The 25,552-nt window shown below is 70.8% G+C and carries 25 protein-coding genes; 16 read left to right on the top strand and 9 right to left on the bottom strand.

Annotated features, from left to right (window positions below):
• Nucleotides 1-77 precede the first annotated feature (77 nt).
• Nucleotides 78-1,106, top strand: coding sequence for a 6-phosphofructokinase (locus CSIV_RS04450; protein ID WP_077050215.1), 1,029 nt, complete (start codon nucleotides 78-80; stop codon nucleotides 1,104-1,106).
• 338 nt (nucleotides 1,107-1,444) lie between these two features.
• Here the strand turns inward: CSIV_RS04450 and CSIV_RS04445 are convergent, their stop codons facing one another.
• Both CSIV_RS04445 and CSIV_RS04440 read right to left on the bottom strand, forming a co-directional pair.
• Nucleotides 1,445-2,077: an endonuclease domain-containing protein gene (locus tag CSIV_RS04445; RefSeq protein WP_238592331.1), complete on the bottom strand. Its 633-nt coding sequence runs from the start codon at nucleotides 2,075-2,077 to the stop codon at nucleotides 1,445-1,447.
• A gap of 421 nt (nucleotides 2,078-2,498) precedes the next feature.
• A complete protein-coding gene (locus CSIV_RS04440; RefSeq protein WP_077050214.1) occupies nucleotides 2,499-4,613 on the bottom strand; it encodes a S9 family peptidase in 2,115 nt (704 codons plus the stop codon).
• 172 nt (nucleotides 4,614-4,785) lie between these two features.
• Between CSIV_RS04440 and CSIV_RS04435 the strand changes: the two genes are divergently transcribed.
• From CSIV_RS04435 to CSIV_RS04420, 4 genes are all read left to right on the top strand, one after another.
• Nucleotides 4,786-6,009 (top strand): inorganic phosphate transporter, encoded by a 1,224-nt coding sequence (locus tag CSIV_RS04435; RefSeq protein WP_077050613.1) that lies wholly within the window; start codon nucleotides 4,786-4,788, stop codon nucleotides 6,007-6,009.
• Nucleotides 6,006-6,335, top strand: a complete 330-nt coding sequence (locus CSIV_RS04430; protein ID WP_077050213.1) for a peptidase — start codon at nucleotides 6,006-6,008, stop codon at nucleotides 6,333-6,335. The genes CSIV_RS04435 and CSIV_RS04430 overlap by 4 nt, the downstream gene beginning before the upstream one ends.
• 35 nt (nucleotides 6,336-6,370) lie before the next feature.
• Nucleotides 6,371-7,270 (top strand): phosphodiesterase, encoded by a 900-nt coding sequence (locus CSIV_RS04425; RefSeq protein ID WP_077050212.1) that lies wholly within the window; start codon nucleotides 6,371-6,373, stop codon nucleotides 7,268-7,270.
• Nucleotides 7,271-7,406: 136 nt separating this feature from the next.
• Nucleotides 7,407-8,870 (top strand): aspartate ammonia-lyase, encoded by a 1,464-nt coding sequence (locus CSIV_RS04420; protein WP_077050211.1) that lies wholly within the window; start codon nucleotides 7,407-7,409, stop codon nucleotides 8,868-8,870.
• Between the two features lie 54 nt (nucleotides 8,871-8,924).
• Here CSIV_RS04420 and CSIV_RS04415 read toward each other — a convergent pair whose 3' ends face one another.
• Nucleotides 8,925-9,791: a fumarylacetoacetate hydrolase family protein gene (locus tag CSIV_RS04415; protein WP_077050210.1), complete on the bottom strand. Its 867-nt coding sequence runs from the start codon at nucleotides 9,789-9,791 to the stop codon at nucleotides 8,925-8,927.
• 93 nt (nucleotides 9,792-9,884) lie between these two features.
• On the opposite strand from CSIV_RS04415, the gene CSIV_RS04410 reads away from it, so the two are divergent.
• From CSIV_RS04410 to CSIV_RS04400, 3 genes are all read left to right on the top strand, one after another.
• Nucleotides 9,885-11,051, top strand: coding sequence for a PrsW family intramembrane metalloprotease (locus tag CSIV_RS04410; protein ID WP_077050209.1), 1,167 nt, complete (start codon nucleotides 9,885-9,887; stop codon nucleotides 11,049-11,051).
• A 149-nt stretch (nucleotides 11,052-11,200) separates the two neighbouring features.
• Nucleotides 11,201-11,566, top strand: a complete 366-nt coding sequence (locus CSIV_RS04405; protein WP_077050208.1) for an FKBP-type peptidyl-prolyl cis-trans isomerase — start codon at nucleotides 11,201-11,203, stop codon at nucleotides 11,564-11,566.
• Between the two features lie 150 nt (nucleotides 11,567-11,716).
• Nucleotides 11,717-12,277 (top strand): YceI family protein, encoded by a 561-nt coding sequence (locus tag CSIV_RS04400; RefSeq protein WP_077050207.1) that lies wholly within the window; start codon nucleotides 11,717-11,719, stop codon nucleotides 12,275-12,277.
• Between the two features lie 69 nt (nucleotides 12,278-12,346).
• Here the strand turns inward: CSIV_RS04400 and CSIV_RS04395 are convergent, their stop codons facing one another.
• From CSIV_RS04395 to CSIV_RS04385, 3 genes are all read right to left on the bottom strand, one after another.
• The gene (locus tag CSIV_RS04395) at nucleotides 12,347-13,264 is read right to left on the bottom strand and encodes a DMT family transporter (protein ID WP_083734982.1); all 918 of its coding nucleotides are present in this window, start codon (nucleotides 13,262-13,264) and stop codon (nucleotides 12,347-12,349) included.
• 78 nt (nucleotides 13,265-13,342) lie between these two features.
• Nucleotides 13,343-14,644, bottom strand: coding sequence for an MFS transporter (locus CSIV_RS04390; protein WP_077050205.1), 1,302 nt, complete (start codon nucleotides 14,642-14,644; stop codon nucleotides 13,343-13,345).
• A complete protein-coding gene (locus tag CSIV_RS04385; protein ID WP_077050204.1) occupies nucleotides 14,641-14,862 on the bottom strand; it encodes a DUF167 domain-containing protein in 222 nt (73 codons plus the stop codon). The genes CSIV_RS04390 and CSIV_RS04385 overlap by 4 nt, the downstream gene beginning before the upstream one ends.
• A 164-nt stretch (nucleotides 14,863-15,026) precedes the next feature.
• Here CSIV_RS04385 and rpsO point away from each other — a divergent pair, with 164 nt between their 5' ends.
• Nucleotides 15,027-15,296, top strand: coding sequence for a 30S ribosomal protein S15 (gene rpsO, locus CSIV_RS04380; RefSeq protein ID WP_071642334.1), 270 nt, complete (start codon nucleotides 15,027-15,029; stop codon nucleotides 15,294-15,296).
• A 254-nt stretch (nucleotides 15,297-15,550) separates the two neighbouring features.
• Here the strand turns inward: rpsO and CSIV_RS04375 are convergent, their stop codons facing one another.
• Nucleotides 15,551-16,567, bottom strand: coding sequence for an isopenicillin N synthase family dioxygenase (locus CSIV_RS04375; protein WP_077050203.1), 1,017 nt, complete (start codon nucleotides 16,565-16,567; stop codon nucleotides 15,551-15,553).
• Nucleotides 16,568-16,915: 348 nt separating this feature from the next.
• Here CSIV_RS04375 and efeU point away from each other — a divergent pair, with 348 nt between their 5' ends.
• The 6 genes from efeU (at nucleotide 16,916) to CSIV_RS04345 (ending at nucleotide 23,291) form a co-directional block, all read left to right on the top strand.
• Complete coding sequence (efeU, locus tag CSIV_RS04370; RefSeq protein ID WP_077050202.1) at nucleotides 16,916-17,941, top strand: iron uptake transporter permease EfeU; 1,026 nt, start codon at nucleotides 16,916-16,918, stop codon at nucleotides 17,939-17,941.
• Complete coding sequence (efeO, locus tag CSIV_RS04365; protein WP_077050201.1) at nucleotides 17,938-19,167, top strand: iron uptake system protein EfeO; 1,230 nt, start codon at nucleotides 17,938-17,940, stop codon at nucleotides 19,165-19,167. The genes efeU and efeO overlap by 4 nt, the downstream gene beginning before the upstream one ends.
• Before the next feature lie 2 nt (nucleotides 19,168-19,169).
• Nucleotides 19,170-20,477, top strand: a complete 1,308-nt coding sequence (efeB, locus tag CSIV_RS04360) for an iron uptake transporter deferrochelatase/peroxidase subunit (protein ID WP_077050200.1) — start codon at nucleotides 19,170-19,172, stop codon at nucleotides 20,475-20,477.
• Between the two features lie 202 nt (nucleotides 20,478-20,679).
• On the top strand, nucleotides 20,680-21,885 hold the full coding sequence (locus tag CSIV_RS04355; RefSeq protein ID WP_139340624.1) for an LLM class flavin-dependent oxidoreductase: 1,206 nt from the start codon (nucleotides 20,680-20,682) through the stop codon (nucleotides 21,883-21,885).
• A gap of 1 nt (nucleotide 21,886) precedes the next feature.
• Entirely contained in the window at nucleotides 21,887-22,531 is a 645-nt protein-coding gene (locus tag CSIV_RS04350) for an FMN reductase (RefSeq protein WP_077050198.1), read from the top strand.
• Between the two features lie 157 nt (nucleotides 22,532-22,688).
• On the top strand, nucleotides 22,689-23,291 hold the full coding sequence (locus CSIV_RS04345; protein ID WP_077050197.1) for a class I SAM-dependent methyltransferase: 603 nt from the start codon (nucleotides 22,689-22,691) through the stop codon (nucleotides 23,289-23,291).
• A 19-nt stretch (nucleotides 23,292-23,310) separates the two neighbouring features.
• On the opposite strand, the gene CSIV_RS04340 is transcribed toward CSIV_RS04345, so the two are convergent.
• Complete coding sequence (locus CSIV_RS04340) at nucleotides 23,311-24,093, bottom strand: DNA/RNA non-specific endonuclease (protein ID WP_077050196.1); 783 nt, start codon at nucleotides 24,091-24,093, stop codon at nucleotides 23,311-23,313.
• 46 nt (nucleotides 24,094-24,139) lie between these two features.
• Between CSIV_RS04340 and CSIV_RS04335 the strand changes: the two genes are divergently transcribed.
• Nucleotides 24,140-24,901, top strand: a complete 762-nt coding sequence (locus CSIV_RS04335) for a fructosamine kinase family protein (RefSeq protein ID WP_077050195.1) — start codon at nucleotides 24,140-24,142, stop codon at nucleotides 24,899-24,901.
• 9 nt (nucleotides 24,902-24,910) lie between these two features.
• Here the strand turns inward: CSIV_RS04335 and CSIV_RS04330 are convergent, their stop codons facing one another.
• Nucleotides 24,911-25,528, bottom strand: a complete 618-nt coding sequence (locus CSIV_RS04330) for a DedA family protein (RefSeq protein WP_077050612.1) — start codon at nucleotides 25,526-25,528, stop codon at nucleotides 24,911-24,913.
• Nucleotides 25,529-25,552: the final 24 nt, after the last annotated feature.

Here is a 25,552-nt window from a genome sequence, read left to right as displayed (position 1 = left end):
GGGCGCGCGGGGTGGGGCGCTAGTGTCGAACGCGGCAGCGTCGCCGACTCGATCATCCCCAATAGCGAGGTTCCAGCATGAAGATCGGCATCCTGACCAGTGGCGGAGACTGCCCCGGGCTGAACGCCGTCATCCGTGGCGTCGTGCTCAAGGGCACCACCAACTACGACATCGAGTTCGTCGGCATCCGCGACGGGTGGCGCGGAGTCGTCGACGGCGACTTCTTCCCGCTGACGCGTCACGAGGTGAAGGGTCTGTCGAAGGTCGGCGGCACGATCCTCGGCACGAGCCGCACGAACCCGTACGAGGGTGTGCGCGGCGGAGCCGAGAACATCTCCAAGACCCTGTACGGCCACCGCATCGACGGCATCGTCGCGATCGGCGGCGAGGGCACGCTCGCCGCCGCCGACCGCCTGTCCAAGGACGGCATCAACGTCCTCGGCGTCCCCAAGACGATCGACAACGACCTCCGGGCGACCGACTACTCGTTCGGTTTCGACACCGCCGTCAACATCGCCACGGATGCCATGGACCGCCTCCGCACCACCGGCGACTCGCACCAGCGCTGCATGGTGGCCGAGGTCATGGGCCGTCACGTCGGCTGGATCGCGCTGCACGCCGGCATCGCCGCCGGCGCCCACGTCATCTGCATCCCCGAGGTTCCGATGTCCATCGACGAGATCGTCGAGCAGGTCACGCGCGCCCACGACCGCGGCCGCGCGCCGCTGGTGGTCGTGTCCGAGGGATTCAAGCTCACCGGCATGGACGAGGCCTTCAGTGACAAGGGCCTGGATGCCTTCAACCGCCCCCGCCTCGGCGGCATCGGCGAACTGCTGGCCCCCGAGATCGAGCGCCTGACCGGCATCGAGACCCGCGCCACGGTGCTCGGGCACATCCAGCGCGGCGGTTCGCCCTCGGCGTTCGACCGCGTGCTCGCGACGCGTCTCGGGCTCCACGCCGCCGACGCCCTCGCGGAGGGCGCCTGGGGGCAGATGGTCGCCATGCGCGGCACCGACATCATCCGCGTGCCGTTCGCCGACGCGCTCGGCGAGCTCAACAGCGTGCCCCTGTACCGCTACGAAGAGGCCGCCGCGCTCTTCGGCTGAGTCCTGGCATCCGTCGCCCCGTCCCGCTCGCCCGGGGCGGGGCGTCGTCGTCTCCGGTGTGCGGCGTGCCCCTGCGGGCCGAGAACAGGTGGCGCGTCGAGAACAGGCGCATATCGAAGCGATCCGCCTGTCGCGGGCACAGCGCCTGTTTTCATCGCAGCAGCGGCCGTCCACGACGACACGGGGATGCGGCGGAGCTGCGCGGCGCCGCGAAACTGCGCGCGCGGTGTCTTGCGCTGAGAACAGGCGAAGCGCTGAATACAGGCCGATCAGCCCACAATGGGCCTGTTCTGGATACATCGCCTGTGTTCGCCACTGCGACGCCTCGCGCGCCCGCCTCAACTCGCAGCGAGGTGGCGGCGCTGGGCCATGGCCATGCGGACCGTTTCGATGACGTACTCCGGATCGAACAACACCTGCACGTAGTCGAAGCGCAGAACGGTGTATCCGCGCAGGATGAGCCGAGCATCTTGCCGAAGATCGCGGCGGCGGTCGGCGGAGCGGTGATGAGCGAACCCGTCTATCTGAACGACCAGGCTGTCGCCGATGAGCCCGTCGACGGGGTGGCCATCGATCCAGACCTGCTGGCGGATCACCACCCCGATCGAGGCCATGAGTTCTCGGAAGTGCGTCTCCAGTCCCGAGTCGGAAAGGTGTCCGGCCGCTGTGGCGTAGGCGCGAGCGCGGGCTGATCCCCAGCGCACCGAACTCAAGATCGCCGCGTCCACGGCCCCGGTACGCAGGGCGGACTCCCACACGGCGAGCGCGTCCACGCGCGGCATGCACCGAGAGACGTGGAAGAGCACGTTGATCATCGACTCGTCAGGGTCGGTGCGCGGTAGCGACACGGGCGGGGTCGCGCAATGCACCTTCAGCCCGCCGTGCTCCAAACGCGACGCCGTCGACGGTACCCAGACATGGTGCTCGTCCGTGCGGGGAGTCCAGAGGCCGCGTTCCCGCGCCGCGCTCACGCACGTCAACCGTCCGCCGACGGATGCCGCCGCCCTCCGCCCCGCTGAGCAATCCGGCGCCGCGATCCACGAGCGCCGGATGCGGACGACTGCTCCCTCTGCCACGGCGGTGGCGATAGAGCGAGTACCGAAGCCGGCGGCTCGGAGGACGGAGGTGTGCGCAACGCCGCCGTGCCCGGTGAGCCACGGGAGGAGGGAGGAGCTCATCTCCCTACCCTCGCTGCCGCCCGGCCGCGCGGCGGGACGAATCCTCCGCAATGTGGACAGTGAACCCGTCATGCGCATCTGGGGAGGAGCGGCCGCGGCTCAGTGGCATCCACAGGATTGTCCTGAAAACAGGGGATGTCGCAAGAACAGGCCGAATCGGACGAAATCGGCCTGTTCTCAGCGAAATGCCTGTTATCGAGCCCCGCGACCCCGCTTACTCCGCCAACCCCAGCACGTCCAGCAGCCAGGCCAGCTCGAACGCGCGCTCGCGCCAGGCGTTGTAGCGCCCGCTGACGCCCCCGTGCCCGGCGACCATCTCGCACTTCAGCAGCGCGTCGGCGCCCACCTCGCGCAGGCGCTGCACCCACTTGGCGGGCTCGACGTACAGCACGCGGGTGTCGTTGAGGGAGGTGACCGCGAGGATGCGGGGGTACCGGACCCCGTCGCGGACGTTCTCGTACGGCGAGTACGACTTCATATACGCGTACACGTCGGCGTCGTGCAGGGGGTCGCCCCACTCGTCCCACTCGATCACGGTGAGCGGGAGGGAGGGGTCGAGGATCGTCGTCAACGCGTCGACGAACGGCACGTCGGCCAGGATGCCCGCGAACAGCTCCGGCGCGAGGTTGGCGACCGCGCCCATCAGCAGGCCGCCGGCGCTCCCGCCCTCGGCGACGAGGCGATCGGGGGTGGTGTACCCGGATGCCACGAGGTGCCGCGCGACCGCCACGAAGTCGGTGAACGTGTTGCGCTTTGACTGCAGCTTGCCGTCCTCGTACCACTGGCGGCCCATCTCGCCGCCGCCGCGGACGTGAGCCACGGCGAAGACGACGCCCCGGTCCAGCAGCGACAGACGCGGAACGGAGAAGCCGGGCTCGATCGAGTGCTCGTAGGAGCCGTAGCCGTAGAGGTGGACGGGCCGCGGCGAGGAACCGGGCTCGCCGAACGAGCGCTTCCACACCAGCGACACCGGCACGCGGGTGCCGTCGTCGGCGGTCGCCCACGCCCGGGCCTGGCCGTAGTCGTCGGGGTCGAAGCCGCCGAGGACGGGCTGCCGTTTGCGCAGCAGCAGCTCGCCGGTGTCGATGACGTAGTCGTACACGGTGCCCGGCGTCACGAACGAGCCGTAACCGACGCGGAGCACGGGCGGCGCCCACTCGGGGTTCCCGCCGGTGCCGACGCTGTAGAGCGGTTCGTCGAACGTGATCTCGGTCACCGCCCCGTCGCCGTAGGACAGCAGGCCGAGGCGCGCGAGACCGTCGCGGCGGTAGGCCACCACTCCCCAGTCGCGGAACGTGTCGACGCCCAGGAGGCGCTCGCCGGGTCGATGGGCGATCACCGTCTCGCGCGCACCCTCCGGATCGGATGCCGCGACGCGGACGAGTTCGAAGTCGAGCGCGCCGTCGTTGTGGAGGATGTACAGCACGTCGTCCCCGTCGACGACGGCGTGATCGACCGAGTACTCCACGCCCTCGCGGCGCGGCCAGACGACGCGTGCCTCGCCGCGCAGGTCGTCGGCGTCGAGGAGCCGCTCCTCCGAGGTGATCGAGGAGCCCACACCGATCACCAGGTAGCGGTCGCTGCGGGTGAAGTCCGCACCCACCCAGTACCGCTCGTCGGGTTCGTGGAACAGCTTCACGTCGGCATCCACGCCCGTACCGATCTCGTGCAGCCACACAGTGTCGGGGCGCCACGCGTCATCGACGGTGGTGTAGATGATGAAGCGGCCGTCGGGGGAGAACGTGGCGCCGGAGAAGGTGCCGGGGATCTCGTCGACGAGGTTCTCTCCGGTGGCGAGGTCGCGGACGCGCACGGTGTACCGCTCGTCGCCGGCGACGTCGACGCCGTAGAGCATGCGGGTTCCGTCGTTGGACACCTCGAAGCTTCCGAGGGAGAAGAAGTCGGTGCCCTCGGCTTCGACGTTCCCGTCGAAGAGGATCTGCTCACCGGGGACGGCGACGTCGGGGGAGAGCTGCGGCGGCGTCCAGTCGTCGGGGGAGCGGAGGGGGGCGCGGCACTGGATGCCGTACTGCGCGCCGGCGATGGTCCGGCCGTAGTACCACCACTCGCCGCGACGGGCGGGCACCGACAGGTCGGTCTCGAGCGTGCGCCCCTTGATCTCGCCGAAGATCTCGTCCCGCAGGGATGCCAGGTGCGCGGTGCGCGCATCGGTGTACGCGTTCTCGGCCTCGAGGTGGGCCACGACGTCGGCGTCGTCCTTGGCGCGCAGCCACTCGTACGGATCGTCGAAGGTGTCACCGTGGTGGGTGCGCGCCGTGAGGCGGCGGGAGGCGACGGGAGGGACGGGGCGGGCGTCGGTGTCGGTCACCTCCCCACGCTATCCCGCTCCCGGCGCGGACGGCCGCGCAGCGTTTGACCGATGCGCACGCCGGTGAAATGATGTCGTCGGCCCGGTGAACGTGGGCCGAATGTCAGGTGAACTCTTCGTTCTCCGCGCCGATCCCGTCGGCATCCCTCCTTCCCCCTACGGAAAGCGATCGGTGGAGAGCGCAGCCCTTGTCATCGTGCTGGTCATCGCCCTGGCACTGTTCTTCGATTTCACGAACGGCTTCCACGACACCGCGAACGCGATGGCCACGCCCATCGCCACGGGTGCCCTGAAGCCCAAGGTCGCGGTGCTCCTCGCGGCCGGCCTGAACCTGGTGGGCGCGTTCCTGTCGACGGAGGTCGCCAAGACGATCTCGGGCGGCATGATCCGCGAGGACCAGCTGAGTCCGGACATCTTCCCGCCGATCATCTTCGCGGGCCTCATCGGCGCGATCACCTGGAACATGCTCACGTGGCTGCTGGGGCTGCCCTCCAGCTCGTCGCACGCCCTGTTCGGCGGGCTGATCGGCGCAACGCTCGTGGGCGTCGGGGCGGCGGCGATCGACATGGGCGTCGTGCTCAGCAAGGTGATCCTGCCCGCGCTCATCGCCCCCCTGACCGCCGGCCTCATCGCCTTCACGGTGACCAAGATCGCCTACGGCATCACACGCCGGTACGACATGAAGGCCGACGGCCGCGACGGCTTCCGGTGGGGGCAGATCTTCACGTCCTCGCTCGTGGCGCTCGCCCACGGCACGAACGACGCGCAGAAGACGATGGGCGTCATCACGCTCGCCCTCATCACGGTCGGGTGGCAGTCCTCGTCCGAGACCGACCCGCAGCTGTGGGTCATCTTCGCGTGCGCGATCACGATCGCCCTCGGCACCTACATGGGCGGCTGGCGCATCATCCGCACGCTCGGCAAGGGGCTGACCGACGTGAAGCCCGCGCAGGGCTTCTCGGCCGAGACGTCCACGGCCGCGACGATCCTGGCATCCAGCGCCCTCGGTTTCGCGCTGTCGACCACGCAGGTCGCGTCGGGGTCGGTCATCGGCTCGGGGCTCGGCCGTCGCGGCTCGACGGTGCGCTGGAACACGGTCGGTCGCATCATGATCGGCTGGGTGCTCACCCTGCCGGCGGCGGGCGCCGTCGGGGCGGCGGCGGCCCTGATCGTGGTCTGGCTGGGGGGCTGGGGCGTGGCGGTGGATGCTGTCATCGCCGTGGTGATCATCCTCGGCCTGTTCCTCCGCTCGCGCCGCGACGAGGTCACCTCGGCCAACGCCATGAGCGAGGTCGCCGACTCGGGAGCGGCGGTGAAGGTGCCGCACGAGCCCGGCCCCACGCGCCGTCAGCGCCGCCTGGAGCGCGCGCAGGCCGGAAGGGACGACCGCGCATGAGCATCGACTGGGAAGCCTTCCTCCACGTCTTCATCGCCGCGCTGGTGGGGGCCGCGACCGTGGTGACCTTCTACGCGCTCGGGCTGCGTCTGCTCGTCCGGGGCGGCCGTCCGCCGCTGGTCGCTCCAGTGGAGTTCACGGATGCCATCACCGTGCTCACCGACAAGCAGAGACGCCGCGCCGAGAAGGCGGTGGCCAAGGCGGCCGCGCGCAATCCGCTGAGCGCGGGGCAGAAGCGGCTCGCGCTCCTCGGCGCCTACGCGTGCTTCGCCGTCTGCGCGGCGGCGGTGCTCGGTGCGCTGCTGCTGATCCTGCTGCGCCACTGACGCGCCGTGTCGAGCGCCCCTCGTAGGCTGAGGGAATGGCATCGGTGCAGTTCGGTCAGTACGCGCCCGCGCGGCGCGTGATCCTCCACCTCAGTGACACCCACCTGCTCGCGGGTGATCGGCTGCTGGGCGGGCGGTACGACACCGCCGCGCAGCTCCGCCGCACGCTCGCGGCCGCCGAGGCGACGGGTGTGCGACCGGATGCCGTGGTGTTCACGGGCGATCTGACCGACCTCGGCGAACCCGAGGCGTACCGTGCGCTGCGCGCGGAGGTCGAGCCGTGGGCGGAACGTCTGGGAGCCCCCGTCGTGTGGGTCGCGGGCAACCACGACGAGCGCGGGGCGCTGCGCGCCGGCCTGCTCGACGCCGACGCGACGGCCGAGCCCGTGACGGGGGTCTGGGACCTGGATGGTCTGCGGCTGATCGCGCTGGATTCGACGGTCCCGGGCTGGCATCACGGCGACCTCGACGCCGCGCAGCTGGACTGGCTGCGGGCCGAGCTCGCCGAGCCGGCGCCGCTGGGCACCATCCTGGCGCTGCATCATCCGCCGCTGCCGACGCACATCCCGTTCTTCAACATCCTCGAGCTCCGCGACCAGCCGGGTCTGGCGTCGGCGATCGCCGGCAGCGACGTCCGTGCCATCCTCGCCGGCCACCTCCACTACTCCACGTCCGGCACCTTCGCGGGGGTCCCGGTGAGCGTCTCCGCGGCCTCGTGCTACACGATGGATCTCGCCGCCCCCGCCGACGAGGTGAACGGAATGGATGCCGGGCAGTCCTTCCACCTCGTCCACGTGTGGGACGACACGATCACCCACGCGGTGGTGCCCGTCGTCGACGCCGAACCGGCGGGCTACTTCACGCCGGAGTGGGTCGCCCGCATGGCCGCGCTCACGCCCGAGGAGCGGCTCGAGGCGTTCTCGCGCAAGCGCTGACCCGGCCGCCCCGTCGCTGTACGCGGGGGAGTGCGCGGCTCCGGCGACAGGCCGTGGCGTCCAGCGACTCCGTCGGTCGCGGTGGTTAGGCTCGGGGGATCCCTGACCGCCGTGACGACCCACGAGGACATCCCCCATGGCTTTGGACGCAATGACGCGCACCCGTATCGAGACCGACTCGCTCGGCTCCCTCGAGATCCCCGCCGATGCCTACTGGGGCATCCACACCGCACGGGCTCTGGAGAACTTCCCCATCGCGAAGCGACCGATCTCGGTCTACCCCGACCTCGTGCGGGCCCTCGCGATGGTCAAGCAGGCCTCCGCGCGCGCGAACCGGCAGATCGGCGTGCTCGACCCGGCCAAGGCCGACCTGATCGACCGCGCCGCGCAGCGCGTGATCGACGGGGAGTTCCACGACGAGTTCGCCGTGGGAGTCATCCAGGGCGGCGCGGGCACCTCGACGAACATGAACGCCAACGAGGTGATCACCAACATCGCCCTCGAGATGGCCGGGCGCGAGAAGGGTGACTACGCGTTCCTCTCGCCGATCGACGACACCAATCGGAGCCAGTCGACGAACGACGTCTACCCGACGGCGGTGAAGATCGGTCTGTCGCTGACGCTGCGGAGTCTGCTCGAGGAGCTCGGGCTCCTGCGGCAGTCGTTCCTGTCGAAGGCCGATGAGTTCCACGACGTCCTCAAGGTCGGTCGCACCCAGCTGCAGGATGCCGTGCCGATGACTCTCGGGCAGGAGTTCCACGGCTTCGCCACGACCCTGGGCGAGGACTACAACCGTCTGCAGGAGAACGCCTACCTCATGTTCGAGATCAACATGGGGGCCACCGCCATCGGCACGGGGATCACCGCGCACCCGGACTACGGTCCCTCGGTGCTGCGTCACCTGCGTGAGATCACGGGACTCGACCTCGAGACCGCGACCGACCTGGTGGAGTCGACGAGCGACACCGGTGCGTTCATGTCGTTCTCGGCATCCCTCAAGCGCAACGCGATCAAGCTCTCCAAGATCTGCAACGACCTGCGCCTGCTCTCCAGCGGGCCGCAGGCCGGTCTCGGCGAGATCAACCTGCCGGCGCGCCAGGCGGGCTCGAGCATCATGCCCGGCAAGGTGAACCCGGTGATCCCCGAGGTGGTCAACCAGGTCGCGTTCTCGGTCGTCGGGGCCGACATGACGGTCACCATGGCCGTCGAGGGCGGTCAGCTGCAGCTCAACGCCTTCGAGCCGGTCATCGCGCACTCGATCTTCCAGTCGATCACCTGGATGCGACAGGCGATGTGGACCCTGCGGGTGAACTGCGTCGACGGGATCACCGCCAACCGCGAGCGCCTGGGCGCGATGGTCGGTTCGTCGGTCGGTGTCGTCACGGCCCTGACGCCCTTCATCGGCTACGCGGCGGCTGCGGCACTCGCCAAGACCGCGCTCCTCACGCATCGCAACGTCGCCGACCTCGTCGTCGAGGCGGGGCTCATGACGCGCGACGAGGTCATGAAGCAGATCTCGCCCGCCCGTCTGTCGGGTCTGCAGGCCGTCACGGCGGCGATCCCGGTCGTCCGCGCCGCAGACAGCGTCGTCGAGGAGTGACCCGCACCTGACTCGGGCGGCGACCCGACGCGGCGCCGCCCCGCCGCCACGCCCTCAGTCCAGGATGCGGCAGTGGGTCGTGAGCTCGCCGATGCCGTCGATGCCGACGGTGACCGTCGACCGGTCGCGGAGGAAGATCTGCGGATCGCGGGAGTAACCCGCACCGCCGGGGCTGCCGGTGGAGATCAGCGTGCCCGGCAGCAGGGTCGCCGACTCCGAGAGCTTGTGGATGAGCGTCGCCACCGATCGCACCATCTGCCCGGTGGAGGCGTCCTGCACGGTGTGGCCGTCGACGACGGTCCAGATGTGGAGGTCCTGCGGGTCGGGGATCTCGTCGGCGGTGACGACGAACGGACCCGTGGGGGTGAAGCCGTCGAAGGATTTGCAGCGCGACCACTGCGCTTCCGAGAACTGGATGTTGCGCGCGGTGATGTCGTTGACCACGGTGTAGCCCCACACGTGATCGAGGGCGTCGGTCTCCGGGATGTCGCGGCCGGGGCGCCCGATGATCACGCCGAGTTCGGACTCGTAGTCCACGGCCTCGCTGAGGGAACGCGGCCACGAGGTCGTCTCGTGGTGCGCCGTGAGGGAGTTCGGCCACAGCACGAACACGGTGGGGCCTGCATCGGTCTTCAGTCCCAGCTCGCCCGAGTGCGCGGCGTAGTTGAGGCCGACGGCGAGGATGGTCGGGGGAGCCAGGACCGCCGAAGCGAAACGGACCCCGTCGAGCGGATGCCGCGGCGCCGCCGCCGCAGCCTCGCGGACACGGCCCAGGAGGTCGTCCCCGCCGGCGATGAGCTGTTCGAGGGTCGAGGGAGCGCCGGCGAAGAATTCATCGACGAACGCGAACTCCTCGCCGTGGACGCTGATGAGGCGAGGGGCATCGGCCGCCTCCGGGGAACGGACGTGGGCGAAACGCATGCCTCCACGCTACCGGGCCGCTCGGCGCGAGAAGCCGTCCGCCGACCCCGCAACCGGCCCGAGCGCCCGGGAGAGCGCCCCTAGGCTGTGCGCATGAGCTACCCCTCGCCGCTGTGGCAGCCCGGCCCGGGCGAGCCCGCCCGCATCTCCGCCGCCCCGCCCTCCGCCGCCCCGGCCGCGGCGGTCCCCGCGCGTCCGCGGCGGGACGGGGTGCTCCTCTGGGTCGTCGCGGCGCTGCTGGTGCCCGTCCTCGGGCTGCTCGTGCTGTATTTCCTGCGGTTCCTTGGGCCCGCGGCATCCATCGTCGGGATGGTCCTGGCGGTCGTGCCGTTCGTGATCGTCTGGTTCGCCGTGCGTCTCATCGACCGCTGGGAGCCGGAGCCGCGCCGGCTCCTGGCCTTCGCCGTCGCGTGGGGCGCGATCGCCTCGGTCGCGATCGCGCTCGGCGTGGACGCGCTCCTGGCGTTCCTCACGGGGGGATTGGGCGACGCGTTCAGCTCGGTCGTCCAGGCCCCGATCGTCGAGGAGATCGCGAAGGGTCTGGGGCTGCTGCTGCTGTACGTCGGCGCCCGCCGGTGGTTCGACGGGCCGGTGGACGGCATCGTCTACGGCGCGCTCATCGGCGCGGGCTTCGCGTTCACCGAGAACGTGCAGTACTTCGCGGTGAGCTTCATCGAGGGCGGCGCCGTCCAGGTCAGCGGGGTGTTCTTCCTGCGGGCCGTCCTCTCGCCGTTCGCGCATGTCATGTTCACCAGCCTCACCGGTTTCGCGTTCGGTTTGGCCGCCCGGCGGTCGCTGGGAACCGGGGCCGCGTTCCGCTACGCCCTCCCGGGGCTCGCGGGCGCGATCGTGCTCCACGCGCTGTGGAACGGCTCCGCCACCTTCTTCGACTTCTTCGAGCTGTACGCGACGCTGCAGGTGCCGCTCTTCGTGCTGTTCGTGCTCGGCATCCTGGCGCTCCGCCGGGAGGAGGCGCGGCTGACCCGGGCGCGACTGGGCGAGTACGCCGCCGCCGGGTGGTTCACCGCGCAGGAGGTCGACATGCTGGCCACCGGCGCCGGGCGCCGTTCGTCGGTGGCGTGGGCGCGCGGGCTGCCGGGCGACCGTTCCGCCGTCATGAAGACCTTCATCCGGGATGCCACGGCGCTCGCCGCAGCGCGCCAGCGCGCGCTCTCCGGACGCGACGCCACCGCGGCGGGGCAGGAGCGCGCGCTGCTGCAGCGCACCACCGCCGCGCGCGCGGCGCTGCTGGCGCCGTGACCCAGGGTCTTGACAGCCGGAGGGCACCGGGAGCACCATCGATGTAGGCCAACTCAGCGCCCGGGAGACACGCAGGCATCGCCGCGGCACCGGGCGCTGAGTCTTGTCCAGGGGGTTCGCGACGGCGTCCCGCGTGCTTGGATGGACTCATGACTGATCGCACCAAGCCGGAGTTCGACGCTCCCACCGGTCCCGCCCCCTCCGACCTCGTCATCCGCGACATCATCGTCGGCGACGGCGACGAGGCGAAGCCCGGCGACACCGTCACCGTGCACTACGCCGGTGTCGAATACGAATCGGGCGAGGAGTTCGACTCCTCGTGGGGACGCGGCGAGAGCATCCAGTTCCCCCTCCGCGGACTCATCCAGGGCTGGCAGGACGGCATCCCGGGCATGAAGGTCGGCGGACGCCGCGAGCTCGTGATCCCGCCGCACCTGGCCTACGGTCCCGCCGGTGGCCACTTCCTCGGCGGCAAGACCCTGATCTTCATCATCGACCTGCTCAAGGTCGGCTGATCCGGCATTTTCATCGCCTGTTCACGAACCCGAGGGAGCCGCGGCCCCCTCGGGTTCGTGTTTTTTCCACGATCGTGGAATACATTCGGATGAATGAGAGTTGGACATCGGCAGGACGCCGAACCGGCTCCCCAGACCTCAAGGAGTGACATGACCGACACGACCACGCTCGAGATCCCCGGCTACAAGGCGGGCACCTGGGTGCTCGACCCCTCGCACAGCGAGGTGACCTTCACGGTTCGCCACATGATGATCTCGAAGGTCCGCGGCACCTTCGGCATGAAGAGCGCCACCCTCGTGGCCCCCGAGAACCCGCTCGAGGCCACGGTCGAGGCGTCCGTCGACGTCACCTCGGTCGACACCAAGGACGAGGGCCGCGACCAGCACCTCCGCTCCGCCGAGTTCTTCGACACCGAGACGTACCCGACCATGGACTTCCGCTCCACCGGCGCCCGCGTCGAGAACGGCGACTTCCTCGTCGACGGCGAGCTCACCATCCGCGGCGTCAGCAAGCCCGCCACCTTCGCCATCGACTTCGGCGGCTTCGGCACCGACCCGTGGGGCAACTACAAGGCCGGCGCCACCGCCAAGACCGTCATCAACCGCGAGGAGTACGGCCTCACCTGGAACGCCGCGCTCGAGACCGGCGGCGTGCTCGTCGGCAAGGACGTCACCATCGAGCTCGACCTGCAGTTCGCCCTCCAGGCCTGATCGCTCGACCCCCGCGAGGCCCCGGACGCCACGGCATCCGGGGCCTCCGTCGTGCCCGGACGGCAGTGATCAGGCGGCGGCGCGGCGGCGGAGCCGCACGCGGTCCTGGACCAGCAGGATGCCGAGGAAGACGATGAGCGCGCCGGCGGGCTCGTTCCAGGTGATCCTCTCGCCGAGCACGACGATGCCGAGCGCGACGCCGACCACCGGGGTGATGTAGGTCACGGTGGATGCGCGGGTCGGCCCCCACGCGCGCAGCGTGTTCTGGTTCCAGACATAGGCCAGGCCGGTGCCGAGAACGCCGAGCGCGACGATGCTCGCGACGACGGCGGGCGTGAGGCGCATCGGCTCGGCGAGGATCAGCGGCGACAGCAGCAGCATGAGGAGCGCCGCCGGGCCGATGTAGCCGAACGCGAAGGCGATGCCCGAGAGTCCGGCGTTTCCGAGGAACCGGCGCATGTACGCGAGGCTGAACCCGTAGCAGGCCGTGGCGCCGAGGAGCGCCAGCTGAGCGACCGTGCTGCCGCCGAGGTCGGTGAGGGCGCCCGGCGCGATGATGACGACGACCCCCAGGATGCCGAGGGCGATCCCCGCGAGCTGGCCCGCCCGCAGTCGTTCGACCCGGAACACCGCCCACGCCATCACGGCCGTCATGATCGGGGTCGTGGCGTTGAAGATGCTCGCGAGCCCCGACGACACGTGCTGCTCCGCCCACGCGAAGAGAAGGAACGGCACCACGCAGAACGTCACGCCGAGGACGCACAGGTGCGCCCAGATCCGGGGGCTCCGCGGCATCCGTTCCCGTCGGATCGCGACCACCGCGGCCAGGGCGAGCGCACCGAAGAGCAGGCGGCCACCGGCGACCTGGGCGGGCGTCATGCCGGTGAGGGCGATCGCGATGAACAGGAAGCTCGACCCCCAGACGATGCCGGTCAGGACGAACTGCACCGTGACCGAGACGGGGGAGGGGGAAGGAGCGGATGCCACGTTCCCGACACTAGGTGCGGGGTCGGACATCGCGCGCGGCGTCCGACTGCGACGTCCGGAATCCGCCGGTGGTTGACGCTACGGCGTCGGGTTCAGCGCGTCGTACTCACGGAACCGCGGGGACAGGCGCACAAGCACACCAACCACGGCGAGGATCAGGATGCCGCCGAACAGCGGCGGCACCCACAGCGCGGTGAGGGTCGCGAGAGTACCCGCGTAGAGCGCTCCGACGCGGGGGCCGCCGGCGACCACGACGATGAAGATGCCCTGGAGGCGCCCGCGCATGGCATCCGGGACCGCCGCCTGCATCATCGTCGACCGGTAGATCGCGCTGACGTTGTCCGCGGCGCCGGAGACCGCCAGGACGATCGCCGCGAGCACGATGAGCACGACGGCGCCGGAGTCCTCGCCGGTGCCGTCCGGGCGCATCCATCCGAGGGTCGCCGCGAGCAGCACGAGACCGAACGCCCCGATCGACAGGCCGTAGACCTGGATCGCCCGCTCGATCCCGAGGCCCTGTCGCCGAACGCGCCCGACCGGTCCCGAGAACAGGCTCGACAGGAACGCGCCCGCCGCGATCGCCGCCGTGAGGATGCCGGTCGTGATGGCGCCGCCGCCGAGGAGCACCGCGCCGATCGCGGGGAACAGCGCGATCGGCTGACCGAACGTCATCGCGGTGATGTCCAGCAGATACTGCAGGCGGATGTTCGGGGCACGGCGCAGGAATCGGGCGCCGTCGCGGAACGACTCCAGGCCCGGCCGGACGATCTCGCCCTCGGGGCGGAGTCGGGGGAGCGACCACAGACCCAGGAACAGCGACGTCATCAGCAGGACGTCGAGGGAGTACGTCCAGGCGTAGCCGGCGAACGCGACGAGCACGCCGGCGAGCGCCGGGCCCGCCATCACCATGATCCCGACCGTGACACCCTGCAGCGCGGCCGCGGCCGGCAGGAGGTCGCGGGGGAGCAGGCGCGGAGTGATCGCCGATTTCGTGGCCATGACGATCGAGTTGGCGGCCGAGTTGATCACGCTGAGGACGAAGAGGGATGCCACGTTCTCCATCCCCGTCCAGGCCAGCGCGGCCAGCAGCGCGGTGGACACGAACGTCACGGAAGCCGCGAGCAGGGCGACGGTGCGACGGTCGAAGGCATCCGCGAGCATGCCGCCGTAGAGCCCCGCGAGGACCATCGGCACCAGGCCCGCGACGGCGATCATCGACACGGCGAACGTGCTCTGCGTGAGCTCGAACACGTGCAGCATGACGGCGACGACGGTGAGCTGCCCGCCCATGCCGGACAGGGTCGATCCGATCCACAGTCGCGCGAACGCCGGCGACGTGGTGAGCGGGCGCAGGTCGATCAGCGCACTGCCCCGGCTCACTCTCCGACCTCGACGCGCTTGATCCGGGCGGCGTGGCCCCGCACGATCTCGACGTCGCGCGGCGGGACGCCGAAGTGCTCGGCCAGGGCCCGCACGACGCCTGCGTTCGCCGCGCCGTCCGCGGCGCGCTCGCGCACGTGGACGAGGAGACCGTCGGGTCCGTCCTCGACGAGGGGGCCGCGCCGGCTGCCGGGCTTCACGCGGACGGTGATCTGCACCCGTCGAGGCTACGGCACCCCGGCGTGGGCGGGTCCGCGGGCGAGTGGGTGGCGGCATCCGGATGCTGGTAGACTCATGCGGTTGCCGTTCGATCGGCCGCGGATAAAGAGAGCCCACGCATCAGGCGTCGGGCGCCGCGCAACGAAGAGGAAGGGGATCACCTATGGCACTGGAAGCAGACGTCAAGAAGGCGATCATCGAAGAGTACGCGACGCACCCCGGTGACACCGGATCCCCCGAGGTGCAGGTCGCGATGCTGACGCAGCGCATCAAGGACCTCACCGAGCACCTCAAGGCACACAAGCACGACCACCACTCGCGCCGTGGCCTGTTCCTGCTCGTCGGTCAGCGCCGCCGCCTGCTGGGTTACCTGCAGGACGTCGACATCAACCGTTACCGCTCGCTCATCGAGCGTCTCGGTCTGCGTCGCTAATCGCACCAGCGTTCAATCGCGCAAAACATTCTTGGAAGGCCGCCCCACGGTGTGGGGCGGCCTTCGTCGTTCCCCGGTGGCGTCGCGGGCGGTGCTGCGGTGCGGCACCGGGGTGCGGCACCGGGGGTGCGGCACCGGGGGTGCGGCACCGGGGTGCGGCATCCATCGATAAACGCGATCCACGGTCAGAAACACGATGGCGTCGTGTTTCTCGTCGTGGATCGCGTTTATCAGTGAGGAGGCGAGGAGGAGCCTCAGGATGCCGCGCGGGCGGCGACCAGATCGGGATGCCAGCGCTCGGCGACGTCGGGGTGGGCGCGCAGGCGCGACTTGAGGGCGTTCTCGCCGTAGGTGGCGTGGATCGGGTTCGTCGGATCCTGCTCGACGCCGCGGGCATCGGCCGCGAGCTCGGCAGGGAGGTCGATGATCGGCAGCACCGCGTCGAGGGCCGGATTGAAGAAGAACGGCACCGAGATGCGCTCGTCGGGGAACCGGGGCGAGATCACGCGGTGCTTGGTGGCCGTCAGGTATCCCTGCGTGGCGTACTCCAGCAGCTCGCCGATGTTGACGACGAAGGCCCCGGACACCGGGGGAGCGTCGACCCACTCGTCGTCGCGGAGCACCTGCAGTCCGCCCTTGCCCGGCTCCACCCACAGCAGGGTCAGCACGCCGGAATCCTTGTGCGCGCCGACGCCCTGTTGGGGCGTGGGGTCGTCCTTGCCGGGGTACCGCACGATCTTGATGAGGGTCTGCGGGTCGCCGAAGTGGCGGTCGAAGTACTCCTCCTCGGCGCCGAGGGACAGTGCCCATGCGCGCAGCAGGGTCCGGGCGATCTCCGTCAGGCGGTTGTGCCATTCGGTGACGACGTCGCGGAGCTCGGGCTGCGCCGCAGGCCAGAGGTTCGGGCCGACGAGCCGGTTGTAGCCGGGGCCGTCGGGATCTGTGATGGCCTCGCGCTCGGGCCCGATGTCGATCTGCTCGCGCCAGTCGACACGACCCTGGGTGAGTTCGCCGCCGACACGCGTGTAGCCGCGGAAATGCGGGCTGGTGAGGTTCTCGATCGCGAGCTTCTCCTCCTCGGGGAGGGCGAAGAAGTCCTTCGCGGCCTGGAGGAGGCGAGCCTCCAGCTCGGGGCTGATCCCGGTGCCGGTGAGGTAGAAGAAACCGACATCGCGGGTGGCGGTGCGCAGCTCGTCGCGGAATCGTGCGGCGGCCTCCGGCCCCTGGTCGAGGAGCGAGAGGTCGAGGATCGGGAGGTTCAGCTCGGACATGAACCGAGGCTAAGTCGGGCCCCCGCGGCGAGGGCGAATATTGCCGACGGTTACCGGTCCGCACGCGGCGTCGGTGCCGCTCGGGCGCCGAGCGCGGCCCGTGGACGTGCACCGCGCTGGATTTCCCCGATCAAGGGAGGAATTTTCGGCGAGACACGGAATGTGACGCCGGGTGGTCACGCGCATCCGAACGACCGATACCCCGCCGATCAGCGGGGGTATTCCGCCGTTCGGTGGGGTGCGGGAGGCGTGTCGCATTGCGTAATGTGTCTGAGTCAGGTGAGGCTGTCCTTACCTACCCGCACCGCCGCGGCTCCCCCTCCGAATCCCGAAAGCCGGTGTCCGCTCGTGCTCGCCTCCTTCTTCGCTCCGTTCCTCATCGGGCTGCGTGAGGGGCTGGAAGCCGCCCTGGTCGTGGGAATCCTCGTCGCCTACCTCACCAAGCTCGGGCGCCGCGACGCCCTGCCGCGTCTCTGGGTCGGTGTCGGACTCGCGATCGGTCTGGCCCTGGCGATCGGCGCCGTCTTCACGTTCGGCGCGTATGCACTGACCTTCGAAGCGCAGGAGCTGATCGGTGGCGGTCTGTCGCTCCTGGCAGTGGCGATGGTGACCTGGATGATCTTCTGGATGCAGAAGGCCGGTCGGTCCCTGAAGGCGGGTCTCGAGGGGGGAATCGATCGGGCCCTCCGCGGCGGAGTCTGGGCGCTCGTGGCCATCGGCTTCGTCTCCGTCGCACGCGAGGGCGTGGAGACGACCCTCCTGCTGTGGTCGATGGTGCAGGGCTTCGGCGACAAGCCCGTCGCCCTCGTCGGAGCACTCGTCGGTCTCGTGACCGCCGCCGTGCTCGGCTGGCTCATCGCGCGCGGCATGCTGCGTCTGAACCTCGGCCGCTTCTTCACCTGGACGGGCGGGTTCCTGATCATCGTCGCGGCGGGCGTGCTCGCGTACGCCTTCCACGACCTCCAGGAGGCCGGTGCGCTTCCGGGCCCGTTCGGGGCCGGTGCCCCGATCGACCCGTCCACCGGAGCCGTCGCCGTCGGCTGGGCGGGCTTTCCCTTCGGCTGGGCGTTCGACGTCTCGAGCACACTCGCCCCCGACAGCACCCTCGCGGTGCTCCTGCAGGCCACGGTCGGCTTCATGCCCCAGATGACCTGGCTGCAGGTCATCGCGTGGGTCGTCTACGTCGCCGTCGTCGTCCCCCTGTTCGTCCGCGGCGTGCGCGCGGGCCGGCGCCCCGCCGCGGCCACGCCCGCCGCCCCCGCGAGCACCGCCGCCCCGGAACGGGCCGCCGCCCCGGCCTCGACCGCCGCCGCCTCGACTCCGGATGCCGCGCCCACCGTGGCATCCGTCGCCCACCCGAACGGAGCATCATGAACCCGACTCGCCTCCTCGCGGCCGCGGCCGCGGCCGGCGCGGCCGTCCTCGTCCTCTCGGGCTGCGTCGCCAAGACCGACGCCGCCGCCACCGGAGCCCTCACCGTCACCTCGACGGCCGACGGCTGCGACGTCTCCGCGGCGACCGCGACCAGTGGCACGCTCGCGTTCGACGTGGTGAACAAGGGCGATCAGACCACCGAGTTCTACCTGCTCGCCTCCGACGGTCTGCGCATCGTCGGCGAGGTCGAGAACGTCGCCCCGGGGGCATCGCGGAGCCTCACGGTCACCGCACAGCCGGGCGACTACTTCACGCTGTGCAAGCCCGGCATGGTGGGGGACGGCGTGGGCAAGGCCGCCTTCACGGTCACGGGCGACGCGGTCGCCGTCGACGGCGCGGATGCCGAACAGAAGCAGCAGGCGATCGACCTGTACGCCGCGTTCGTCAAGGATCAGGTCGGACAGCTGCTCCCCGCGGTGCAGGCCTTCGCTGCCGTCTACGAGTCCGGAGACGACGCGGCCGCGCAGCAGCAGTACCCGCGCGTCCGCGCGTTCTACGAGCGCATCGAGCCGATCGCGGAGGCGCTCGGCGACCTCGACCCGCGCATCGACTACCGCGAGGTCGACGCCGTCGCCGAGGGGCTGGCGTGGACCGGGTTCCACCGCATCGAGAAGGACCTCTGGGTTCCGGCGCAGGATGCCCTGAACGCCGACGGCGAGACCCCGGCGTGGCAGGACTGGGCACCGTCCACCCCGACCGAGCGGGCGACGTACGGCCAGACCCTGGTCGCCGACACGCAGGAGCTGTACGACTACGTTCACTCCGACGCCTTCGAGCAGGCCCTCACCGACCAGGGCGTCGCGGGGATCTCCAACGGCGCGATCGCGCTGCTCGACGAGGTCGCGACCGGCAAGATCAGCGGTGAAGAGGACTGGTGGTCGGGCACGGATCTCTACGACTTCGCCGCCAACGTCGAGGGCTCCAAGATGGCGTTCTCGCTGGTGCGTGACTTCGCCGAGTCGAAGGGCGACAAGGGCGCCTCGCTCGTGACCCGGATCGACTCCGGCTACGCCGACCTCGAGGCGGCGCTCGCCGCTCACGGTTCCGCCGATGCCGGTTTCGTGCCCTACTCGCAGCTCACCGAGGACGACAAGCGTCAGCTCACCGACCTCATCAACGCCCTGGCCGAGCCGCTCTCGCAGCTCACCGTGACCGTCCTGGAGTGACGGTGACGCAGGAGTACGCAGAGGGGGATGCCACGGTCTCGGCCGACGGCTCCGCCTCCGCCGGGGTGTCCCGTCGCGACCTGATCGGCCTCGCCATCGGGGCGAGCGCCACGAGCCTCGTCGTCGGCGCGGGTGCGGGTCTTGCCGGTGGCGCAGCCTACGGCCAGGAGCAGACGCGACAGGCGATGGATGCCGTGGCCCCGGCATCCGGCATCCATCAGGCCGGGATCACCACCCCCGTGCAGGAGCACCTGCACTTCGCGGCATACGACATGATGGCGCGGACCACCCGCGAGGACGTCGCTTCCCTGCTCGCGGACTGGACGTACGCGGCGACGCGGATGATGCAGGGCCTCGAGGTGAGCGCGACCGGTGCCGTCGGCGGCTCGCCCGAGGCGCCGCCGGACGACACCGGCGAGGCGCTGGGTCTGCCGGCGAGCAACCTCACCATCACGTTCGGTTTCGGGCCGTCGCTCTTCGACGACCGTTTCGGACTCGCCGATCAGCGTCCCGCGGGACTCGAGCGCCTTCCGGCCTTCCTCGGCGACGACCTCGACCCGGAACGCTCCGACGGCGACCTCTGCATCCAGGCGTGCGCCGACGACCCCCAGGTGGCGGTGCACGCGATCCGCAATCTCAGTCGCATCGCGTTCGGCCGTGCGAGCATCCGCTGGTCGCAGCTCGGGTTCGGCCGCACCTCCAAGACCACGAGCGACCAGTCCACCCCGCGCAACCTCTTCGGGTTCAAGGACGGCACCGCCAACATCCTCGCGAACGACGCGGCGGCGCTGGAGGAGAACGTGTGGGTCCCGGCATCCGAGGGGCCCGCGTGGCTCGCGGGCGGGTCGTACCTCGTCGCGCGGCGCATCGCGATGCTGATCGAGACGTGGGACCGCACGCGCCTCGCCGAGCAGGACCGCGTCGTGGGGCGCGACAAGGCGCAGGGGGCTCCGCTGTCCGGTGGTGACGAGTTCACCGCCCCGGACTTCGCAGCCACGGATGCCGCGGGCAAGTCCCGCATCGACGCGCGCAGCCACGTGCGTCTCGCCCACCCCGACATGAACGACGGCATCCGCATCCTCCGCCGCGGCTTCAACTTCGTCGACGGCACCACCGACCTCGGGCGCTTGAACGCGGGACTGTTCTTCCTGTCGTTCCAGCGGAGCCCCGACCGGTTCATCCGGTTGCAGCGCTCCCTCGCCACGGATGCCATGGGCGAGTACCTCAAGCACGTCGGCTCGGGCCTGTGGGCGGTGCCCCCGGCCCCGGTGGCGGGCCAGTCGATCGGCGCGGCACTGCTCGGTTCCTGACGGTCCGGCATCCCGTCGCAGGCGCTCTCTGCGCCGGAAAACGCGTTCTCCCCGCGTTCTCCGGCGCAGATCGCTTTTTCGGACCGACCGGGGGATGCCGAGGACCCCGGGAATAGATCTCGCGCCCGTGCGTTTCACGATGTATATTCAGATGCATACAAAAAGGAGGGGCATCGTGAACGAGACGAACAACTGGCCCGGAATGCAGTTCGGTGTCATGACGGTGAGCGACATCACCCAGGACCCGACCACCGGCAAGACCCCGAGCGAAGCCCAGCGCATCAAGGACACGCTCACGATCGCGAAGCACACCGAAGAGGTGGGCCTCGACGTCTTCGCCCTCGGCGAGCACCACAACCCGCCGTTCTGGTCGTCGTCGCCGACCACGACGCTCGCCTACATCGCCGCCCAGACCGAGCGGTTGATCCTCACGACCTCCACGACCCTCATCACCACGAACGACCCGGTGAAAATCGCCGAGGACTTCGCGATGCTGCAGCACGTGTCCGGCGGCCGCGCCGACCTCATGCTGGGCCGCGGCAACACCGGCCCGGTCTACCCCTGGTTCGGCAAGGACATCCGCCAGGGCCTGCCGCTGACCATCGAGAACTACGACCTGCTCCACAAGCTGTGGCGTGAGGACGTCGTCGACTGGGAGGGCAAGTTCCGCACCCCGCTGCAGGGCTTCACCTCGACCCCGCGTCCGCTGGACGGCGTTCCCCCGTTCGTGTGGCACGGGTCGATCCGTACGCCCGAGATCGCCGAGCAGGCCGCGTTCTACGGCAACGGCTTCTTCGCCAACAACATCTTCTGGCCCAAGGAGCACTACCAGCGCCTCATTGCCCTCTACCGCGAGCGCTACGCCCACTACGGCCACGGCACGCCCCAGCAGGCGATCGTCGGCCTCGGCGGCCAGGTGTTCATGCGGTCCAACTCGCAGGACGCCGTCAAGGAGTTCCGCCCCTACTTCGACAACGCCCCGGTCTACGGCCACGGCCCGAGCCTGGAGGACTTCAGCGAGATGACCCCGCTGACCGTCGGCTCGCCGCAGCAGATCATCGACCGGTACGCCGCCATGCGCGAGACGTTCGGCGACTACCAGCGTCAGCTGTTCCTCATCGACCACGCCGGTCTCCCGACCAAGACGGTGCTCGAGCAGCTCGACATCCTCGGCGGCGAGGTCGTGCCCGTCCTGCGCAAGGAGCTGCAGAAGAACCGTCCGGCCGAGGTACCCGACGCTCCGACGCACGCGAACCTCGTCGAGAAGATCTACGCGGGCGCCGCTCCCCGCCAGGCCGTCCCCGCCGCCAACCGCGGTGACAACCTGACCGCGGGAAGCCCGTACCAGGATGCCTCAAAGAAGGCCGGCAGCGCGTTCGGTGCCGCGGCGACGAAGGTGGGTGCCTGAGATGGCCGCCCGCCGTATCGCGGTCGTGACCGCGGGGCTGTCGACCCCCTCCTCGACGCGCATGCTGGGCGACCGGCTCGCGCACGCGGCGCTCGCCGAGCTCCGCGAGCGGGGGATCGAGGCCACGAGCGACGTCTTCGAACTGCGCGACTACGCCCACGACCTGACGGACAACCTGCTGACGGGATTCGCCCCGCCCGCGCTCGAGCAGATGATCAACACGGTCGTCTCCGCCGACGGCGTCATCGTGGTGACCCCGATCTTCTCGACGAGCTACTCGGGTCTGTTCAAGTCGTTCATCGACGTGCTCGATCCGCAGGCGCTCACCGGGACCCCCGTCCTCATCGGCGCCAACGCGGGGACCGCGCGGCACTCGCTCGCGATCGACTATGCCATCCGGCCGTTGTTCACCTACCTGCACGCGAATCCGGTTCCGACCGGGGTGTTCGCGGCATCCAGTGACTGGGGGTCGAACGCCGACGAGGTCGCCCCCCTCGGGGCGCGCGTCGACCGCGCGGCTCGGGAGTTCGCCGACGCGATCGCCGCGCGGGAGCCCGTGCAGGACGCCGATCCGTACGACCCGTCGTCGTATCTCGGCGCGGGGAAGTCCTTCGGCCACCTGCTCGGGGGTCTCTCCGGCGAGTGACCGCCCTTCGAAGCCCCGTCGTCCTCGCGGACGGCGGGGCTTCGTGCTGTGCGGGCGGCGCCGGCTCGGGGAGTCGCGCAGCCTCCGTGCGGTCGCGCGGATCCGCGCGGATACCGTGCGGATCGCCGAGCTTCCGCGGCGGCCCTAGGGTGAGGGCATGGATGCCGCGCAGTGGGACGAGCGCTATCGAGCCTCGGCCGGAGGGGTGTGGGCGAGCGAGCCGCCCGCCGTCGTCCGCGAGATCGCCGACACGCTCCGCCCGGGTACCGCGATCGACGTGGCCACCGGGGACGGGCGCACCGCGCTGTGGCTCGCCGCGCGCGGATGGTCGGTGACCGGGGTCGATTTCTCGGCCGAGGCCCTCGGGATCGCGGCCGCACGACCCGGTGGTGACGCCGTGACGTGGGTCCGCGCCGACGTCCACGCGTGGGAGCCCGTGGCATCCGCCGATCTGGTGGTGTCGTGCTACCTGCATCTGCACGACAACGCCGCCGCGATCGCGCGCGTCGCCGGATGGGTCGGTGTGGGCGGCACGCTGGTGGTTCTGGGGCACGACGTCGAGAACATCGCCGCCGGGGGTCACGGACCGTCCGACCCGGCGATCCTCTACACGCCCGAGCTGCTCCGGGGCGCGCTCGACGAGCGATTCCGCATCGAGCGCTGCGAACGCGTGGTCCGCGGCACCGGCGACGCCGAATTGCGCGGGGGCCATACGCACGCCGCGATCGACACGCTGCTGCACGCGGTGCGCGTGCGCTGAGACCCGCCGCGCGTCGTGATCAGAGCACGATGTCGCCCGCGTCGTGCAGCTCGCGCACCCCGACGGGGCGCACACCGGGTCGCGCGAGGACGTCCGCCCCGGCGAGCGGCCCGACATCGATGCCCGCCTCGGCCGCGATGTCGTCGATCGGCACCTGGAACGTGCGGAACGCGCCGAGCGGCGGCACCCGCAGCCCCTGTGCGGTGTCGACGAGCGACGTCTGGTCGAGCACGAAACCCGCGGCGGCGAGGCCCGAGGCCGAGCGCCACGCCGCGATCTTCCAGAACCGCAGAGGCACCCGGATGCCGCGGTAGGGCGGGTCGTCCGGACCGAGCACCGGCGCGGTGAACACCGCCAGCCGTTGATCGGTGCTCTCGGCGTAGGCGAGCACGTGGTCCTCCAGGCCGAGCCAGAGCTCTTTGGACTGGTTGAAGCCGGCTGCCTGGGGAGCGGCGTTGGTGTAGAAGAACGTGGCGGCGGTGGCATCGCGAGCGTCGTCGGGAGACCCCCACCCCGGATCGCGGCGCCGGACGAGGTGGCCGCGGTCGAGATCGTTGCGGCTGTAGACCTCGGGACCGGCCTGCGCCGACTCCGGCGCCCGGGGATCGAGCCGCCACTCGCCGGAGCGGGGGAGGTCGAGAAGGGTCGCTCCGTCGATGACCACCCCCGTCACGGCGGCGAAGCGGCGCTCCGGGTCGAGCAGCACGGAGAACCGCGGGTAGTCGAGCCGGATCGTCTGGACGGCGGGGGAGGGCAGGGGCAGGGGGATGCCGAGGAAGTCGGGGTCGAAACCGTCGCTCATCGCCCCATCGTGCCCCGGGCGTCCGACATCGCGACAGACTGGGGCGATGGAACGGCTGGTGAAGTCCCGCGACGATGCGCCGGACGGATTCTTCGCCGCGGAGGCGGCGGGGCTGGTCTGGCTCGCCGCCGCGGGCGGCGCTCGAACGGTGGAGGTCCTCGACAGCGGGCCGACGCGCATCGTGCTCGAGCGGGTGGAGACCGTTCGCCCCACCGCGGCCGCGGCGGAAGAGTTCGGCGCCGCGCTCGCCGCGACCCACGACGCCGGCGCGCCCGCCTTCGGCTCGCCGCCGCCGGGGTGGACGGGCGACATCTTCATCGGTCGGCGGACCCAGCCGGCGCGGCCGGAAGCGACGTGGGGAGCCTTCTACGCCGCACAGCGCGTCGAGCCGTTCCTCGCCCCGGCCGTCGCGGCGGGCAACCTCTCGGCATCCGGGGCCGAGGTCGTGCGGCAGGCGTGCGCGTTGATCGCCGCCGGGGCCTTCGACGACGACGACGCCCCCGCCCGACTGCACGGCGACCTGTGGGCGGGCAACGTCCTGTGGTCGCCCGATGGTGTGGTGCTCATCGATCCCGCGGCGCACGGCGGGCACCGCGAGACCGACCTGGCGATGCTCGCGCTGTTCGGCTGCCCGTTCCTCGACCGCGTCCTGGCCGCATACGACCGGCGGCACCCCCTCACCGCCGGGTGGCGGGAGCGCGTGCCCCTGCACCAGCTGCATCCGCTCGCCGTCCACGCGGCCGGGCACGGGCCGGCCTACGGCGACGAGCTCGTGGATGCCGCGGAGCGCACGCTCGCGCTGCGCTGAGCCCGCGGACTACGCGGCGATGTCGCGCGCGGCCCGCCTCCGCGCCCGGCGGGCGAGGACGAGGTCGATGCCGACCCCGATCCCCACGGCCACCACGATCGAGACGATCACCGCGACCACCGGTCCGCCCGGGACGAGCGCGGCGACGACGGCGCCGATCACGGCCTGGTACGCGGCCCACGCCATCGCGGCGACCGCGGCCACCCCGAGGTAGCGCGCCGGGTTCACCCGCGCGGCGCCCGCCGCGAGGTTCACCGCGAGTCGGGCGAACGGCACGAACCGCGCCGTGAACAGCACGACGGCGGCGTTGCGTTCGAGCCGGGCACGCGCCCACTCCAGAGCGGTGCGGACGCGCGGCCCGCGCATCCACGCCCAGCGTTCGACACCGACGGCGCGTCCCACGAGGTAGCAGCAGAGGTCGCCGCAGAAGGCCGCCGCCCCCGCGACGAGGATGACGGCGAAGAGCGGGGGAGTGCCGTGGGCGACGGCCAGCGCGCCGAACGCGGTGACGGCCGCCTCGCCCGGGATGACGACGAGGAACGCGTCGGCGAAGACGAGGGCCGCCATCGCGGGCAGCGCCCACGGGCTCGCCGCGATCAGCCCGAGCCACGCATCGATACCGTCCATCACGTCACTCTCCGTCGCGTATCG

The sequence above is a fragment of the Microbacterium sp. CSI-V genome (assembly GCF_001984105.1).
In the GTDB taxonomy this organism is placed as follows: domain Bacteria; phylum Actinomycetota; class Actinomycetes; order Actinomycetales; family Microbacteriaceae; genus Microbacterium.
This window is presented reverse-complemented; position numbering and strand designations above follow the sequence as displayed.